The sequence below is a fragment of the Clostridium sp. CTA-6 genome, assembly GCF_054768115.1.
Window position 1 is genome coordinate 207,684 of record NZ_BAAAAU010000004.1, and the last position, 16,974, is coordinate 224,657.

Below are 16,974 nucleotides of genomic sequence, written 5' to 3' on the forward strand. Positions count from 1 at the left end.
GAAATATATGTTTAGTTTAATAAAATTTGAGTTTAAAAAGTTGGCAAAAAAGAAATTAAATATTATAACCATTTTAGTCAGTGTAATACTTACTATTATACTTTTTTCAATGTCTATTACAAGATTTGAATACTTCAATTTAAAAGGACATTATACAGGGCTGAAAGCAATAGAGCTTAAAAAACAAGATGCTAAAAAACTTCCAATAGAGGTAAAAGAAGATCAAGTGGAAAAAGATATTAAAAATTATCAAAGTCTATTTTCAAATCCTACAAATACTATAAAAACCGAAACAGGACAACTTTCACTTAAAAACCATGTTTTCCTTAAATATGTACAGCCTAAATATGATTATCTATCAATGATAGCTGTAAATTACTGTAAGCCAGGTGATGAAAGTGAAGTTTATGATCTTTCCAATTTACTTAGACTTAAATTCCAAAATGGAGCAAAGTTTTATGAAACTAGAAATAATAAAATCTCAACATTTGTAAATATGAATCATAAAGGCGGAAATTATTCTGATAAAGAAAAAAAGTTTTGGATTAATAAAAGTTCTAAAGTACAAAAACCCTATAGGTATGGTTACTATGTAGGCTGGGAATCGCTACTTAGAATGTTCGGAACATTAGTTTTTACACTTTTGGCTATAATTATAACTCTTGCACCAATGTTTGCAGGGGAATATCAATGTGGTGCTGATTCTATTATTTTATCATCTAAATATGGAAAAACAAAAATAATTAAAGCTAAAATAATAGCAGCATTTGGATTTGCAACTATTATATTTGTATTAAATCTAATTTTTGCACTGGCTATACCTCTTTTGAGTTTTGGAACTGATGGGTGGAATTTACCTATTCAAATTCAAAATACAATAGCACCTTATAAAGCTACATTTTTGGGGTCTACTGTTATGTCTATAGGTATTGCTTATGTAGTTATACTTGGCACAGCATCTTTTACACTTCTATTATCAACTAAATTTAAAACACCTTTTACTGTTTTGATAGTTCAGATAGTAATTTTATTTATTTCATTATTTATGAATAAAGGAGCTGATAATGGATTATTTAATCATATTTTATATTTGTTGCCTTCTAAAGCAATGCAGCCTGATTTTTTCACTTATTTGTCCTATCCATTTGGAGGCATAACTATAAGTTTACTTTTAATGCGTGTTATAGTCTATGGAGCTGTTGGAGTTATTTCTTTACCACTTGTAAGGAATACTTTTAGAAAACATCAAGTACAATAAATAGCTTTAGATATTTTATAGTCTAATAATTTATTGTAAAAGACTTATTAGAAAATAAGAAATTATATGCGACATGGGTAAAATAATAGATTTAGGGATAGTATATTATCATTTATAGAAATATAATATATAAATCTAGTTGATTATGAAACTGGTATTACTAAACTTTAAATTAATAAAAATTAGTAGCTTTCCAATCGAGACTGAGGAGCTACTATTTTTTTACATCTTAATCTATAAGTAATCTATAAATGTTAATGGTTCTAGGGAAAAATCCTAAATTAATAAAAAATAATTGATAAATATATCATTTAATGATATATTATATTTAATGATATATCATTAAATGATATAACTAATTAAATTGTATATAAAAATAGAAAGGAGAATTCTATGGCCAGAAAGGATTCTATTGAAATTGGAGAGCTAACGGATTCAGCATTTTATATTTTAGCTAGTGTTATTGAAGAAAAACACGGATATTTAATCATGAAAGTTATTGAAAAATTTACTAATGGTGAAGTGAATATTGGACCCGCATCCCTTTATACCACATTAAAAAAACTTTTAATATCAGGATTAGTTGAATTAAATCCTAATATACATGAAAACAAGAAAGTTTATAGGATAACAGATAAAGGAAAAGAAATGCTTGTACAAGAAATAAATCGCAAAAAACAGATGATTACCTTTGCTGAAAAATTTTTGAAGTAGAAAGGAATGATGTCTATGAAAAATAAATATGTAATGATTGGTGGATTTGCATTTAGTGAAGAAAGTGATATGGAAAAACTAAGAAATTATGCAAAAAAGGGATGGATATTAGAAAGTATAGTAGGAGGATTCCTTTATAAGTTAAGAAAAGATGACCCTCAAGATATAATATATAGTTTAGATTATCAAAAAGATGTAAATGAAGAATATTTTCATATGTTTAAAGAGGCAGGATGGAATATTGTTATTTCTTTAGGCAATGAAATGCATATTTTTTCAGCACAATACGGGACTAAACCTATTTATAGTGATTTTGAATCAAATTTAGGTAAATATATATCAATGCAAAACACAGTAGGAAAATCAGCAATTTATTCTTTAATTGTAGGTATAATATTAATAGTTTTATCATTTTTTATAAATAACATTTTTTTAACCGGATTATTATTAATAGATTTTATTGTATTTATATTTAGCTTTATGCCCTATGTAGCTTATAGTTATAGAATCAAAAAAATGAAAAAATATAATAAAAATAAAAAAAATTTATAATACACAAAATAACTTAAACTGCCTATAGAGTAGTTTAGGTATTTATTTTCTAATATTTAATAATTTATTTTTTAGGTATTTTATTTCCTATTGCATTTATTTGCATAATATATGATAAACAATTAGGAATTATCAATATTACACCTTGGACTGTATTGATTGCGGTACTACTTGGTAGTATTGGTCTTTCTATGATTTTTCATAAACGTACTAAATGGGTTAATACGCAATATAATTGTGAAGATTATAAGTTTGAGAAAATTGGCATAGAAGACGAAAGTCATGTTAGATTTAAGAATTCATTTGGTGCTAGTATAAAATATATAAATTCAGATAATTTCCAGCAGGCAGATTTTGATTGTTCTTTTGGAGCTATGAAGGTTTATTTTGATAATGCAATTATGTCTAATGATAATGATGCTATAGTTAGAATTAATGCTTCTTTTTCAGGAATAGAACTATACGTGCCTAAGAATTGGAACATTGATGATAAAACTAATGTATTCTTAGGAGCTATTAGTGAAAAAAACAAAAATGATAAAACAACAACTAACACTTTAACAATAATTGGTGATATTACTTTTTCAGGAGTAGAAATAATTTATATCTAATTAAAAATAAAGAAGAGAAAAGAAGGTGATTTTGAAACAGATATATAAATAATTCAAAGTTGTAATGATATGAATATAAAGTCTAACAAATATTCCTTAAAAATAATATAAAATATAAGTGAAAAAGAAAAAGTAAATATAGAAAAGTATCTATTAGTAGAGGGAGCTTTTAGATAGTGGTTTACGACTATTCAAAATCAATCGAAAATATAAGTAATTTAATGAATCCGTGACTATAGATAATCTAATTTAATATAATTATACTTGAATATATTGGTGCCCAATGGGTATAATATAATCAATATATAGAGATAATAAAAGCAGAGTGTTGGTAGCACTCTGCAGTATACAATTTTAGTTGTCTTAGACAACTGGTATAACTAATTTAACATGTAATAAAAGTAGCTTTACCAATTGCACCGGTGGGCTACTTTTTTATTTTATCTATAAGTATGATAATTAAATTTATCAAAGCTATCATAAATGACAGAGCAGTAAAAACTATCATAAACATTTCATACATACGTATCACCTCCCTTCTAAAAGGGATAGGGATACCAGTTGCCCACACACAACTATATTAAATTGTATGAAGATATTTTAACATAATGAAATATTAATGGAAACATATGGATATACCAAGCATATTAAAGTAACAGGATAATCTATTTAATTGTTTTCTTTACATATCATAGAATTTCATATATTAATCGCTGTATATGTGATACTCTTTTAAATAATATATCTTAGATTTAAGAGTTACCGAAAAATATTCCATGGGATCATTATCCATACACCTTCTTATAATTTTTTAACAAATCATTTTCCATTTTTAAGCACCTATTTTCTGTTTAAATAAATTTTAATTATGTGATATTTTTTCTGAATAAAATTTATTTTATTAGAGCAATTAAATTATCCTTGTTAGTAAAATATATTTCGAAGAATATCACACTATACCCATTAAACCATTGAAAATTCAACAATGTTAACTTTGGTTGACATATTGCTAAGCTCAATTGGTAGCCATTATTAAAAATAAAATGTAAACTTTGTTGTAAGAAAAAGTATATTTATCTTCATATAAATAATTAGTCGGGGGGCAGAGTTTATGAAAGAAATAATGATGATGATTAATCCCTTTAAGGAGGACGTAGGTGATATTTCTAAGGAATTATATGTAATTAAGAAGTTACTTGGCTTTATTGTAGTATTTATATCATCTAAGATTATTGCAGAGGTTATAGTAATATTGGGACTAGCTGCAGCAGGTTATAATTTTTTGCAGGGAGAGATGCCCAGTAACGATGTTATGACGTTAATTAAGTATTATGGGTATTCGATTCATGTGGCAATAACAATACTATATTGCAAGTTTATAGAAAAGAGAAATTTAGAAAGTATGGGGATTGTAAAAAAGAAAATTGCAAAGTCGTATTTTTTAGGAACAGGAATAGCAGTAATACTACTCTGTATTATATTTGTTTTATGCGTATTCAGTGGGGCTGTTGTATATTATGGGAAAAATGATGATATAAATATAATCCTTATTGTGGCATACTTAGGAGGTTTTATTATTCAAGGGGCTATGGAAGAAATTATGTGTAGAGGATTTTTGATGAATTCACTTCTATATAAAATTCCTACTAGCATAGCAATATTGATTAGTTCAGCTATGTTTGCATTCCCACATTTTTTTGCCCTTTTTCAGTCTAATACAATAGTTGTAATTGTAGGGATAGTTAATTTATTATTATTTTCAACAGTAGTATCTTTATTAATGATTAAGTATAATAATATATGGGTATCATGTGCTGTTCATAGTATTTGGAATTTTATGTTATCAATTATAATTGGAATTAATCTAAGTGGTTCAAACAGTGCATCATCAGTGTTTAAATTTAATTCCAATGAAAATATGAAACTGTTAAGTGGTGGTAAATATGGAATAGAGGCTGGATTAATTTGTACAATAGTATTAATTTTATTTGTTATAGTATTAGGTAGAAAGGGTGAGAGGTAGAGAGGGAGGGAAATGGCGTTTAGTAATAAATTATATTCTTTGAGAAAGCAAAAAGGATTATCACAAGATGAATTAGGTAGTAAGTTAAATGTTTCAAGACAAACGATTTCTAAGTGGGAACTTGGTGAAACTACACCAGAACTAGAAAAATTAATAGCCTTAGGAGATTTTTTTGAAATATCCCTAGATGAATTAGTAATGGACGTAAAAGCAAAAGAGAGTACAAAGACAGAGCCATTAGTAATGAATAGGCTTGAAACAATAATTGATAGCATTGATCGAGAAAATGTTAAGATGTATACAAAGAAGATATCCAAAATAGTACTAATAATTATATTAATAATTCTTGCTATTGATTTGATTTCAATGATTGTGTACTTTATACTTAATGGTTTCCCGATATAAACTTACTATACACAAAATAAATATGAAAAAATAATGAATTAATAGCTAGTAAAATATATTATATTTTACTAGCTATTAATATATATAAATAAAAAATACATTTAAAGTTCTCACCCGGAAACAAAATGGCAACAAATTCATTATATTTGGTAAAAATACCATGGTAATATTTAGGTATACTAAATGGGAGGAGTGAATTTTTATGAGAAAAAAAGCTATAATTTCTTTACTATTAATATTAATATTTATGCTAAGTGTTTCAGGGTGCGGTAAAAAAGAAAAGACAAGTGTATTAACCAACAATGTAAAACAACAAGAAGCTATGAAAGAAAATGAAATAAAAAAATTTATTAAAAATGGAACTAATTTTTTAAATGAAGGAAAATATGATGATGCTAAAAGTTCTTTTGAAAAAGCAGTTTCAATGGAGAGATCTAACAAGGTATCTTATATAGAAATAAAAAATAAATATATGGAAAAAAATAGATTAGATGATGCTTATTATTTTGTAAAACTAGCCGTAAGTAATAATGTTGATACTGAAAATATGAAAAAATTATTAAATGATATAAAATCAAAGTTTGAAGTTACTAAATTATATATTAATGTATATCAAAATAATGAATACAAATTACCAGATAAAATTAAAGCTAAAATAAATGATGAAGACAAGGAGGTTGAGGTTATTTGGAATAATAAAAATGTAGATACAAGTGAAATAGGAGCTATAAAGTACCAAGGTAAAATAGAACAGTATGATAGAATCGCTGAATTAAATCTTAAAGTAATAGAACTTGAAAAAGAGACTAAGAAAGAGATGAAAAAAGAAAATAACACTCAAAAAGTGAAGAATATTCAAGAAGAAAATAAGAATGAAAAAGTAAAAGAAGTTAAAAATGGAAAACAGATAGGATTTATAAATGGAATATATGAAAGAAATGGTAAAAGATATTTAAAATTTGATGAGGTAGAATTCTTTAAAAACAAAGATGCTAATGATAGGACTGCAGAAAGAGAAGTCATAAAAGACGGAAAGAAGGAATATTTACTAGATGGAAGAGTAACAGATGATTATTATCTTAGAAATAATGATAATAGTTTAGAAAATTATGAAATATCTGAAAATGTAGAGGTAGATGTTTGTAAGTATCATATAGATAAAAATATTAATACTATAGATTTGCAAAGAATCAATTATGAAAAATTTAAAACTTTAGATAATGTTTATGGTCAGGGCAATGCTTTATTCTATATATATGTAGAAGATAATGTAATAGTAAAAATACAAGAACAATTTAGACCTTAAGGGTATAAAATATTAAATAAGTTAAAAATAGATTCCTTTAAATAGTGATGATGCTTAGAATATTACTGAAAGAAAAGATTCAGCAATATTCTAAGCATATATTTGTAAAGTATTATATAATTTAAATTTTCACCCGGAAACAAATTGGAAACAAGTTTATTAATTTTGGTAAAAATACCATGGTAATATTTAAATATACCAAATGCAAGGAGTGAAAATTTATGAGAAAAAAAGCTATAATTTCATTAATATTAATATTAATAGTTATGCTAAGTGCCTCAGGTTGTGGGAAGAAACAAAAAACAAGTATATTAGCAAATGATGTAAAACAACAAGAGGCCATGAAAGAAAATGAAATAAAAAAATTTATTAAAGATGGAACTAATTTTCTAAATGCAGGAAAATATGATGATGCTAAAAGTTCTTTTGAAAAAGCAATTTCAATGGACAAGTCTAACAAGGGAGCTTATATAGAAATAAAAAATAAATATATGAAAAAGAATAGAATAGATGATGCTTACTATTTTATAAAATTAGCTGTAAGCAATAATGTTGATACTGAAAATATGAAAAAATTATTAAATGATATAAAATCAAAATTTGAAGTTGTCAAAGTATATGTGAATGTATATCAAGATAATGAATACAAATTACCAGATAAAATTAAAGCGAAAATAAACAATGAAGACAAGGAAGTTGGAGTTGTTTGGAATAATAAGAGTGTAGATACAAGTAAAGTAGGAACTATAAAGTACGAAGGTAAAATAGAACAGTATGATAGAATTGCTGAATTATATCTTGAAATAATAGAAATTGAAAAAGAGACTAAAAAAGAAGATAACACTAAAAAAGTGAAGAAGATTCAAGAAGAAAATAAGAATGAAAAAGTAAAAGAAGTTAAAGAAGGAAAACAGATAGGATTTATAAATGAAATATATGAACAAAATGGTAAAAGATATTTGAAATTTGATGATGTACAATTTTTCTTAAATAAAGATGCTAATGATAAGACTGCAGAAAGAGAAGCTATAAAAGATGGTAAGCTAAAGGCAGAAAATGTAGGAAAGGTACCATATGAGTTTTATATTAGAAATAAAGATAAGAGTTTAGAAACTTATGAAATATCTCCAAATGCATATATATATATTTGTGGATATCGTAATAATTTAAATGCTTTAGATTTACAAAAGGTTAATTATGAAAGCTTTAAAAATTTAGGATTTGACCATGGAAATTTTTTAGCATATATATATGTAGAAAATAATGTAATAGTAAGAATAGAAGAACAGTTTATACCATAAAGTTATAAAATGGTTAATATTGGGCGTTGTGGATTTGTGTTATTAAAAGATAATGTAATAAAATATTAATATAGAAAATTATTTTTATTAATTATTAACACATAATATAATTGATATAAAAAAGAACCTATGGACAAGACCATCTTTTATGTGTTTAGTCTATAAGTATAATTTTAATTTTGAGTAAGATTACTAGTTTCCTTTATATCCTTTAAGAAGAAGGATATAACTAAAACTTTTCTTGGGAAACAAATTGGTAACAAATTTGTTAATTTTGGCAAAATAATAATGATAATATCTGGATAGAGAAGGCATAAGGAGTGATAATTTATGACAAAAAAAACTATAATTTCTTTAATATTAATATTAACAGTTATGCTAAGTGTTTCTGCCTGCGGAAATAAACAAAAAACCAGTGTGTTAACAAATAATGTAGAAAAAGAAGAGGCAATGCAGGAAAATGAAATAAAAAAATTTATTGCAAATGGAACTAACTTTTTAAATGTAGGAAAATATGATGATGCTAAAAGTTCTTTTGAAAAAGCAATTTTAATGGACAAGTCTAACAAGGAATCTTATATAGAAATAAAAAATAAATATATGGAAAAGAAAAGAACTGACGATGCTTATTATTTTATAAAATTAGCTGTAACCAATAATGTTGATACTGAAAATATGAAAAAATTATTAAATGATATAAAATCAAAATTTGAAGTTACCAAAGTATATGTAAATGTTTATCAAAATAATGAATACAAATTACCAGATAAAATTAAAGCAAAAATAAACAATGAAGACAAGGAAGTTGGAGTTGTTTGGAATAATAAGAATATAGATACAAGTAAAGTAGGAACTATAAAGTACGAAGGTAAAATAGAACAATATGATAGAATGGCTGAACTAAATCTTAAAATAATAAAAGCACAAGAACAAGAAAAGTCAAATCCTAAAAACAACAATAAAGTAGATTCTAAAAATAACAACAAAGTATTAGAACACTCTAAAAATAATAAAGTGGACTTTACTCAAGAGAAATCATTAGAATATGCTAAAAAGTACTATAAAAATAATGAGGATTTATCTTATTCAATTATTCCAGAAGTTAAAAATCAAAATGATAAAAAATATTATGAGATTGTAGTAAAGTCAAAATCATTTATAAAACAAGGTGGAACAGGAACTGTTGGTGTTATTAAGGTTTTTGAAGATGGTAAGATAATAGAAAAAAATTAAATTTAAATAAATCCAGAATATATTTATTATTTATAGATAAAAATTTTTTGAAATAGAATATATTTACTAAAAAAGTAATAGTGTATACTTATAGCATATTCATAAAAAATATTATATAGATAAGTTTCAAATTTTAATTTAGTGTTAAATTATAAATAAGTTGGAAAACACACAGATATTTCGGTGTATAAATGTTAATAGTAAGGGGAAATTACAATGGGATTTAAGGTTCTAATAGTTGAAGATGAAGTGTCTATAAATGATATTTTAGTATCTGCATTAAGGGCAGATGGATATACTGCCAAGGGTGTATTTTTAGCCAAGGATGCACAAGATGCTTTAGAGATTTTTCATCCAGATTTAATATTATTAGATATAAACTTACCAGATGAGAATGGTTTTGAATTATGTAGGTATATAAATAATAAATACTGTATTCCAATAATTATGTTAACTGCTCGTAATGATATTGTGGACAAGGTTTTAGGATTAGAGTTAGGCGCGGATGATTATATTACTAAACCATTTAATATAAAAGAGGTATTAACTAGGGTAAAGGTTGCAATAAGAAGAGTTAATAAGTATAAAGAAAAATCAGAGGAAGAGTTTATATATATAAATAAATTTGTTAAAGTGAATTTAGAAGGTAGAATTGTATTTAAAGATGATGAAGAAGTTAAACTAAAACCTCAAGAATATGAATTGTTAGAGTTTTTTATTAAAAACAGAAATATAGTTTTTTCAAGAGAAATTATCTTAAATAAAGTTTGGGGATTTGATTATGAGGGTGAGGTTAGAACAGTGGATGTTCATGTTAGAAGATTAAGAAGTAAGCTTGATAAAGAAAATGCAACATCTATCATAGATACTGTTTTTGGAATAGGATATGTAATGAGGTAACTTTTATGAAAATAAGATATAAATTTATAACTGGTTTAATATTTATACTGATAGTTTCTATGGTAATAATGAATGTTGCAATAACAAATGTTTTAAATTCAAATATGGAGAATGGTATAAATAATTTTTTGAAACAAGTAATGAATAGCACCCACGAGTATGTAAAGTACACCCTTGTGACTAATAGTACTAAGGACAAAAAAGAAGCATTAGTTGAAGAGGGTAATTATATAATAAAACATATATCTTTAAATTATGAATGTAAATGTGATATAAGAGATATAAATTATAAATTGATAGAAGGAAATGTTCCAGAAGAATTCAGAAGTATAACAAAAAAAAGTAAAGAAATAGTCATGGATGGTAAAGCTGTAGTAGATTTGAAGTATAAAAATAATGGAGTAGATGCAATGCTAACTTATCCTATATATATTGATAATAAATATATGGGGATCGTAAGTATAGTAAAGAATTATGATACAGAATATAGGAACTATAAAAATACTATAAATATTATAAATATTATAGAACTTGGAACATTTATAGTTATATTTATATTCTTATTTTTAAGAACAAATAAAATTACTGAGCCAATTACCGAATTAACAGATGCAATAAAAAAACTAGGATATGGGGATTACGATATTTATATTGCTGAACATGGAAAAGATGAGGTAGCAATATTAGCAAGAGAATTTATAAATATGAGAGATAAAATAAAAGAACAGATAGAAACTATTGAATCAGAAAAGAACAAGGTTTATAAATTAGAAAAAGGAAGAAAGGAATTTTTTAATAGTGTAACTCATGAGTTAAAAACACCATTAACAGCTATATCAGGATATGCTGAATTATTACTTACAGGAATGGTTCAGGATGAAGAATTTGATAAAAGGGCTATTGAAAGAATCTATTCCGAAAGTGATAGACTTCATAATTTAGTATTAGAGCTTATAGATGTGTCCAAAGGTATGTGTGTTATTGAAGAAGAGCTTAAATATATTGATATAAAGGAGCTTATTATCCAATGCTGTAATGATATGAATATAAAGGCTAACAAATATTCCTTAAAAATAATACAAAATATAAATGAAGGAACAGTTAAGGCACAACAGGATAAAATTAGGCAAGTATTAATCAATATAATTGATAATGCAATAAAATATTCCTATGGAGGAAATGAGATATACGTTAATTCTTATATATTAGACAATAAATATGTTATTGAAGTAATAAATAATAGTAATCTAATTCCAGATGAAATATTTGATAATATATTTGAACCTTTTATAAAATGTGATAACGATAATAAAGATAGTAGGGGACTAGGGTTATATTTATGCAATGAAATAATTAAAGAGCATAATGGTAAAATAACTATAGAGAATGGTTCGTTAATAAAAGTAAAAATTACTTTAATAATTTAAATATATGAAAAGCACACTAATCTTTGTGGGATAGGTGCTTTTTCTTTTTATGGTTAATTTCTATATGAATTCCAAAAAATTCAATCTTAATATTTAAATTAGAACTAAAAAATATATATATAATAAAAGTTATCATGAGGATTTAAGGAGTTGTATAACAATGGAGTGATTTAATAAAGATGTAAGTTTTGTGTCCGTTTTTTATAAACTTAAGATTTTGTAAGAATTTTTTATAATTCTCTTAAATTCTATCTTCTACAATGAGATTACCATATTAGAAAGGAAGTAGAAGATATGAAAAAAGGATTTAAAAAGAGTTTATTATTTATTATAATAATAATAATTTGTGGATTTTGTTATATGCTAAAAAATACATCACTAAATTTAGAGCATTCAAGTGTTATAGGAATTAATACTAGTTTTGCTGATAAAGATAAGCTAGTTAAGGAAAATGGTGTTAATATAGGACCAGAGAGACTATTAGTAAATAGACAGAATGGGTTAAATAAAGATTACATACCAGAAGGGTTGAGTATACCCAAAATATCATTTTCAGATAATTTAGAGGATGAAGAAAAACATGTAGCAGGAATTATTGTAAAACCATTAGAAGAATTGATAAATACAGCTAAAGAAGAAGGGATAATATTACTTGGTAACTCAGGTTATAGATCTTATAGATCACAAAAAAATATTTATAAAAATAGGGTGAAATTTCAAGGAAAAAAACTTGCAGATGCATATGTAGCTAAGCCAGGATTTAGTGAACATCAAACAGGACTATGTATTGATATTACTAATAAAGATAGATATTTTGTAGAAGGAACAAAAGAAGCAGATTGGCTTGCAAAAAATTGTTATAGATTTGGATTTATTATAAGATACCCAAAGGAAAAGAAAAGTATAACGAATATAGAACATGAACCTTGGCATATTAGATATGTTGGGAAAGAAGCTGCTAAATATATTTATGATAACAAAATTACCTTAGAGGAATACTTAGGTAAATAATTGTATAATTGGAGGAAAACATGAACAATAATATTCTTGTGGTGGATGATGAAAAAGAAATAAGAGATTTATTAGAAATAAATCTTATAAATGAAGGATATAATGTATTTAAGGCAAGGTGTGGAAAAGAAGCTTTAGAAATATTAGAAAGAGAAGAAGTTAATTTAATGGTTTTAGATATAATGATGCCAGATATGGATGGCTTAGAAGTTTGCAAAAGAGCAAGAGAAAAGTATAGCATACCAATTCTTATGCTAAGTGCAAAAGTAGAGGATATGGATAGGATAGAAGGTATTATGACTGGTGCAGATGATTATGTATGTAAGCCTTTTAATCATTTAGAACTTACAGTTAGAATAAGAGCATTACTTAGAAGAGCATATTTTTTAAATACTAAAATGCAAACTACGGATAACATAATAAGAATTGAGTCAATGGTTATAGATAAGAAGCAACACAAGGTGATGATAGATGATAATGAAATAGATTTAACAGCAAGGGAATTTGAAATTTTATATTTATTAGCTAACAATAGGGGAAGGGTTTTTAGTGCAGAAGAAATTTTTGAAAAGGTGTGGAAAGAAAGATATTATCAATCTAATAATACTGTTATGGTACATATGAGTAGACTTAGAGATAAAATAGAAAAATGTATGGAAGGTAGTAAGGTAATTCATACTGTGTGGGGAGTTGGTTACAAAATTGAAAAATAAAAGATTATATAAATATTGTTTATTGTCAGTAATAGATATATTAATTGCACTATTATTAGTGTACACATCATTAGCTATTCTTAATAAAATATTTAACTATTTATATATCCATACTGAAAGTGAAGTTGTTAATTATTTATGGTATCTTTGGAGAAAATTTAAGTATGAAATATTTGGACAGAACAACTTTAATATAATTATTGTACTAATAACATTTTTTATATTTTATTTACTTATAACATATAGAAAAAATAAGGGGTTAGTTGCCATTATAGAAGAAACTGAAATAATGGCTAATGGTGATTTAGATAGAGTTATACAGGTTAATGCAGAAGGGGATATTAAAAATTTAGCAGAAAATATAAATAATATATCAAAACAACTTAAAGATATAACAGTAGCAGAAAGAAATGCACAGAAAACCAAAAATGATTTGATAACTAATGTTTCTCATGATCTAAGAACTCCATTAACTTCAATAATGGGATATTTAGAACTTATTGATAATGATCAATATAAAGATGAGGTGGCACTAAGATATTATGTTAATATAGCCTATGAAAAATCTAAGGGATTAAATTTGATTATAAAGGATTTGTTTGAACTTACTAAAATGCAAAATAACACTATTAATCTAGAGAAAGTTGATATTAATTTAGTGGAATTATTAGGGCAAGTAGTTGCTTATTTTGAATATCAATTTAAAAGTGCAAATATGGAATCAAGAATTAATTTTTCAAAGGATAAGCTAATAGTAAATGTAGATACAGGAAAATTAGTAAGAGCATTTGAAAATTTATTATCTAATGCAATCAAATATGGGAAAGAGGGTTATTATGTTGATGTAGTAACAAGGCTTGAAAAAAATATGGCAGTAATTCAAATTATAAATTATGGTCAATCCATACCAACAGTAGACTTACCATATATATTTGATAGGTTTTATAGAATAGAGAAATCAAGAAATAGTAATATATCAGGCTCTGGTCTTGGGCTTGCAATAACAAAAAATATTATAGAACTACATCAAGGGACCATATCAGCTTATAGTGATAATGACAGTACTATATTTGAGGTAAGATTACCAGTTAAATAATATTCTATATTGGAAAATGAAGTAACGAATATAATGTTAGTATCATATAATGTATTAGCCATAAACTATTCAATCTATATTATGTTTTTAACAAATATGGATTAATATTTAGGAGGAGTTTAAATGGCTAAGATACAACAATTTGAGTATTTTGAGCTTGACTCTAATAAGTTTAATAATACCAAAATACCGATATCAACTTCACCTTATGTAATAGGAGAAGTATTTATAGATGAAGTTATTCCAGGTGACGTTATTTGGATAAATGCAGTAATTGGTGGTACTGACAATGACAATGAACTTATAGCTGCATCCATTAGCTTTAAGTTATATAAAGGAAATGTATTTATTCCAGGAATAGAAATGTATTCCTTAACTCAGGAAGTGGGTAAGAATGGCTATAGCGATATTACAAACGTACCAATTTCTTATGTTGATGCTATAAATAAAGCTACAACGAAGGTAAGGTACGTTTTAACAGCGCAACTAAATAATAATATAAAAGATGTATTTATAAGAGGTCCTCTTACCTTTACAGTAGTAAGAATCAGACAATAAGTAGTAAAAGTTTTATTTTATTCATTAATTATGAAGTTATTATCTAAGGAGGAATTGTAATGGCAACAATACAACAATTTGAGTTTTTTACAGCGGCAAGTAAATCTACTGATAATTTAATACCAATAACAAATACTCCTACAGTATTAGCAGAAGTAGTTATAGATGAAGTTATAGAAGGAGATCTTATTTGGTTAAATGCTGTAGTTGGTGGCTTGGATAATGATGATGAGACAACCTTTGCTGGATTTGAGTTGAAAATATTTAAAGGAAATGTACTCATTCCAGGGAAAGAGATTTATTTAGCTGTAGAGGAAATTGGTAAGGAAGGCGATGGAGATGTTACGAATGTACCATTGTCTCATGTAGATGTTATAGAAAAAAATGATACAAACGTTAAGTATGTATTAACTGTTCAGCGAACAGATGGGTCTACAAATGTATTCGTTGATGGACCAATTACACTTACAGCAGCGCGAATTAGACAATAATTGAAATACGATTAAGATTTGATAATAAGGAGAATAGGTGGAATTGTTTAAGAAAATCCACTTATTCTCCATTTATTTATAGTTTATTTTTTAGTTCAATTATCTATTTCACTGTATTAAAAAGGTTTAAAAAGCTTTACTTTTAGCAATTAATGTATCAGCAATGTCATCATTGGTATCATTAGCAATTTCACCATTAATATTATTAACATCATCATTTACTTCATTAATTGGAATCTCATCTAACTTGTAGTCTTTTCTAGCAAAACTTTTAAAAACAACTGATCCAACAAGTCCACCTATGGTTCCACCTATTACAGCAAAGGTAACAGCTATAAGAACTTTTTTAGGGTCATTAAATCCAAAGGGTGCCAATAATCCTGGTATAGGAGATGCTGTTCCTGGAGCATTATTTATTATATTAAAATATGCTGCTGAAAGTCCTGCTAATCCTCCACCTAGAATATTTGATCCATATATAGGGATAGGATTTTTAGTTACTATTGGTGCTTGAGTTAATGGTTCTAACATTACTGCTATTATATTACTTTTATTACCTAATTTAAGTCTTTTAAAGATAATACCATTTGTAAAAGAGCCTCCAACACAGGCTATACCTGCGATACCCATAGCTAAGCCTTGTAGTCCAAGCATAGCTGTAACTGCCATTGAACTTAATGGTGAGGTGCATACAACTTTCATTATTCCACCAAGTAAAAATCCCATAACTAATGGGGATTGCTGTGCAGCTAAGGATATCATTTGTCCAATATTAACTAATGTAGCATTAACTACAGGATCTATTCCCATTGCTATAAATCTTGCTAAGGGAGCTATTAAAAGAGCTCCTACTATAGTATTCAGTCCTTCTGGTAATTTTTTATCAAACATAGGTGCTATAAGTCCTATAATATAGCCAGCTACGAATCCTGGAAGTATTCCATATCCACCTAAGGCTACACCTGCTACCACTGCATAAAGTGGATTAGCTCCCATAGATATTGGCACTAAAATAGCTGCTGCCACACCCCCCATAGATCCTGACACTGATCCAACTTTACCTAGAAAAGCAAAGTTTAAAAAATCACCACTTATATATTTATGAATAGCTTCTACTAAAAAAGTTGCTACTGCTGCATTTGCTAGTCCTGACATAGCTTTACTTCCCTTAGGGGCTTTAAAGCTGAATAATGAAAATAATCCTAATGTAAATAACAATAGGCCCATTCCTTTAACAATTTCCACAATATGAAACCTCCCTTGATTCCAACTTTTCTGATAGTTTTCAGAATTAATTGATTATTTAGACTATATAGCCTAGCTTTCAAAAAGTTTCGGAAAGTTTCAAAAAGTATTTTGTTATAATTATAACAAT

The 16,974-nt window shown here is 26.2% G+C and carries 15 protein-coding genes and 2 pseudogenes; 16 read left to right on the forward strand and 1 reads right to left on the reverse strand.

All coding sequences use genetic code 11. The features are described 5' to 3' along the window. Positions 1-7: 7 nt before the first annotated feature. From ACYUDJ_RS08090 to ACYUDJ_RS08165, 16 genes and pseudogenes are all read left to right on the forward strand, one after another. Positions 8-1,258 carry an ABC transporter permease subunit gene (locus ACYUDJ_RS08090; protein WP_043031394.1) on the forward strand — a complete coding sequence of 417 codons (1,251 nt, stop codon included), beginning with the start codon at positions 8-10 and terminating at the stop codon, positions 1,256-1,258. Between the two features lie 393 nt (positions 1,259-1,651). Beyond that, the gene (locus ACYUDJ_RS08095; protein ID WP_003488598.1) at positions 1,652-1,972 is read left to right on the forward strand and encodes a PadR family transcriptional regulator; all 321 of its coding nucleotides are present in this window, start codon (positions 1,652-1,654) and stop codon (positions 1,970-1,972) included. A gap of 15 nt (positions 1,973-1,987) precedes the next feature. Then, a complete protein-coding gene (locus ACYUDJ_RS08100; protein ID WP_042386167.1) occupies positions 1,988-2,524 on the forward strand; it encodes a DUF2812 domain-containing protein in 537 nt (178 codons plus the stop codon). Between the two features lie 53 nt (positions 2,525-2,577). After that, positions 2,578-3,135, forward strand: a pseudogene (locus ACYUDJ_RS08105) (LiaF transmembrane domain-containing protein); the annotation flags it as partial. Positions 3,136-4,246: 1,111 nt separating this feature from the next. Further along, complete coding sequence (locus ACYUDJ_RS08110; protein ID WP_043031398.1) at positions 4,247-5,158, forward strand: CPBP family intramembrane glutamic endopeptidase; 912 nt, start codon at positions 4,247-4,249, stop codon at positions 5,156-5,158. A 12-nt stretch (positions 5,159-5,170) separates the two neighbouring features. Further along, positions 5,171-5,563 carry a helix-turn-helix domain-containing protein gene (locus ACYUDJ_RS08115; protein WP_003488605.1) on the forward strand — a complete coding sequence of 131 codons (393 nt, stop codon included), beginning with the start codon at positions 5,171-5,173 and terminating at the stop codon, positions 5,561-5,563. Between the two features lie 202 nt (positions 5,564-5,765). Then, positions 5,766-6,869: a tetratricopeptide repeat protein gene (locus ACYUDJ_RS08120; protein WP_043031401.1), complete on the forward strand. Its 1,104-nt coding sequence runs from the start codon at positions 5,766-5,768 to the stop codon at positions 6,867-6,869. 221 nt (positions 6,870-7,090) lie between these two features. Further along, positions 7,091-8,170, forward strand: coding sequence for an Ig-like domain-containing protein (locus ACYUDJ_RS08125; protein WP_003488609.1), 1,080 nt, complete (start codon positions 7,091-7,093; stop codon positions 8,168-8,170). Between the two features lie 330 nt (positions 8,171-8,500). Beyond that, positions 8,501-9,089, forward strand: a pseudogene (locus ACYUDJ_RS08130) (Ig-like domain-containing protein); the annotation flags it as partial. 530 nt (positions 9,090-9,619) lie between these two features. Then, entirely contained in the window at positions 9,620-10,303 is a 684-nt protein-coding gene (locus tag ACYUDJ_RS08135) for a response regulator transcription factor (protein WP_003488612.1), read from the forward strand. A 5-nt stretch (positions 10,304-10,308) separates the two neighbouring features. After that, positions 10,309-11,730 (forward strand): sensor histidine kinase, encoded by a 1,422-nt coding sequence (locus tag ACYUDJ_RS08140; RefSeq protein WP_003488614.1) that lies wholly within the window; start codon positions 10,309-10,311, stop codon positions 11,728-11,730. A gap of 294 nt (positions 11,731-12,024) precedes the next feature. Next, positions 12,025-12,741: a M15 family metallopeptidase gene (locus tag ACYUDJ_RS08145; RefSeq protein WP_003488616.1), complete on the forward strand. Its 717-nt coding sequence runs from the start codon at positions 12,025-12,027 to the stop codon at positions 12,739-12,741. Positions 12,742-12,761: 20 nt separating this feature from the next. Further along, on the forward strand, positions 12,762-13,454 hold the full coding sequence (locus tag ACYUDJ_RS08150) for a response regulator transcription factor (RefSeq protein ID WP_043031403.1): 693 nt from the start codon (positions 12,762-12,764) through the stop codon (positions 13,452-13,454). Then, a complete protein-coding gene (locus ACYUDJ_RS08155; protein ID WP_043031405.1) occupies positions 13,444-14,550 on the forward strand; it encodes a sensor histidine kinase in 1,107 nt (368 codons plus the stop codon). Before ACYUDJ_RS08150 ends, ACYUDJ_RS08155 begins: the two co-directional genes overlap by 11 nt. Positions 14,551-14,673: 123 nt before the next feature. Continuing rightward, positions 14,674-15,108 carry a hypothetical protein gene (locus tag ACYUDJ_RS08160; protein ID WP_043031406.1) on the forward strand — a complete coding sequence of 145 codons (435 nt, stop codon included), beginning with the start codon at positions 14,674-14,676 and terminating at the stop codon, positions 15,106-15,108. Positions 15,109-15,167: 59 nt separating this feature from the next. After that, positions 15,168-15,599 (forward strand): hypothetical protein, encoded by a 432-nt coding sequence (locus tag ACYUDJ_RS08165; protein WP_052500379.1) that lies wholly within the window; start codon positions 15,168-15,170, stop codon positions 15,597-15,599. Between the two features lie 126 nt (positions 15,600-15,725). Here the strand turns inward: ACYUDJ_RS08165 and ACYUDJ_RS08170 are convergent, their stop codons facing one another. Continuing rightward, complete coding sequence (locus ACYUDJ_RS08170; RefSeq protein WP_003488627.1) at positions 15,726-16,844, reverse strand: PTS sugar transporter subunit IIC; 1,119 nt, start codon at positions 16,842-16,844, stop codon at positions 15,726-15,728. Between the last annotated feature and the right edge of the window lie 130 nt (positions 16,845-16,974).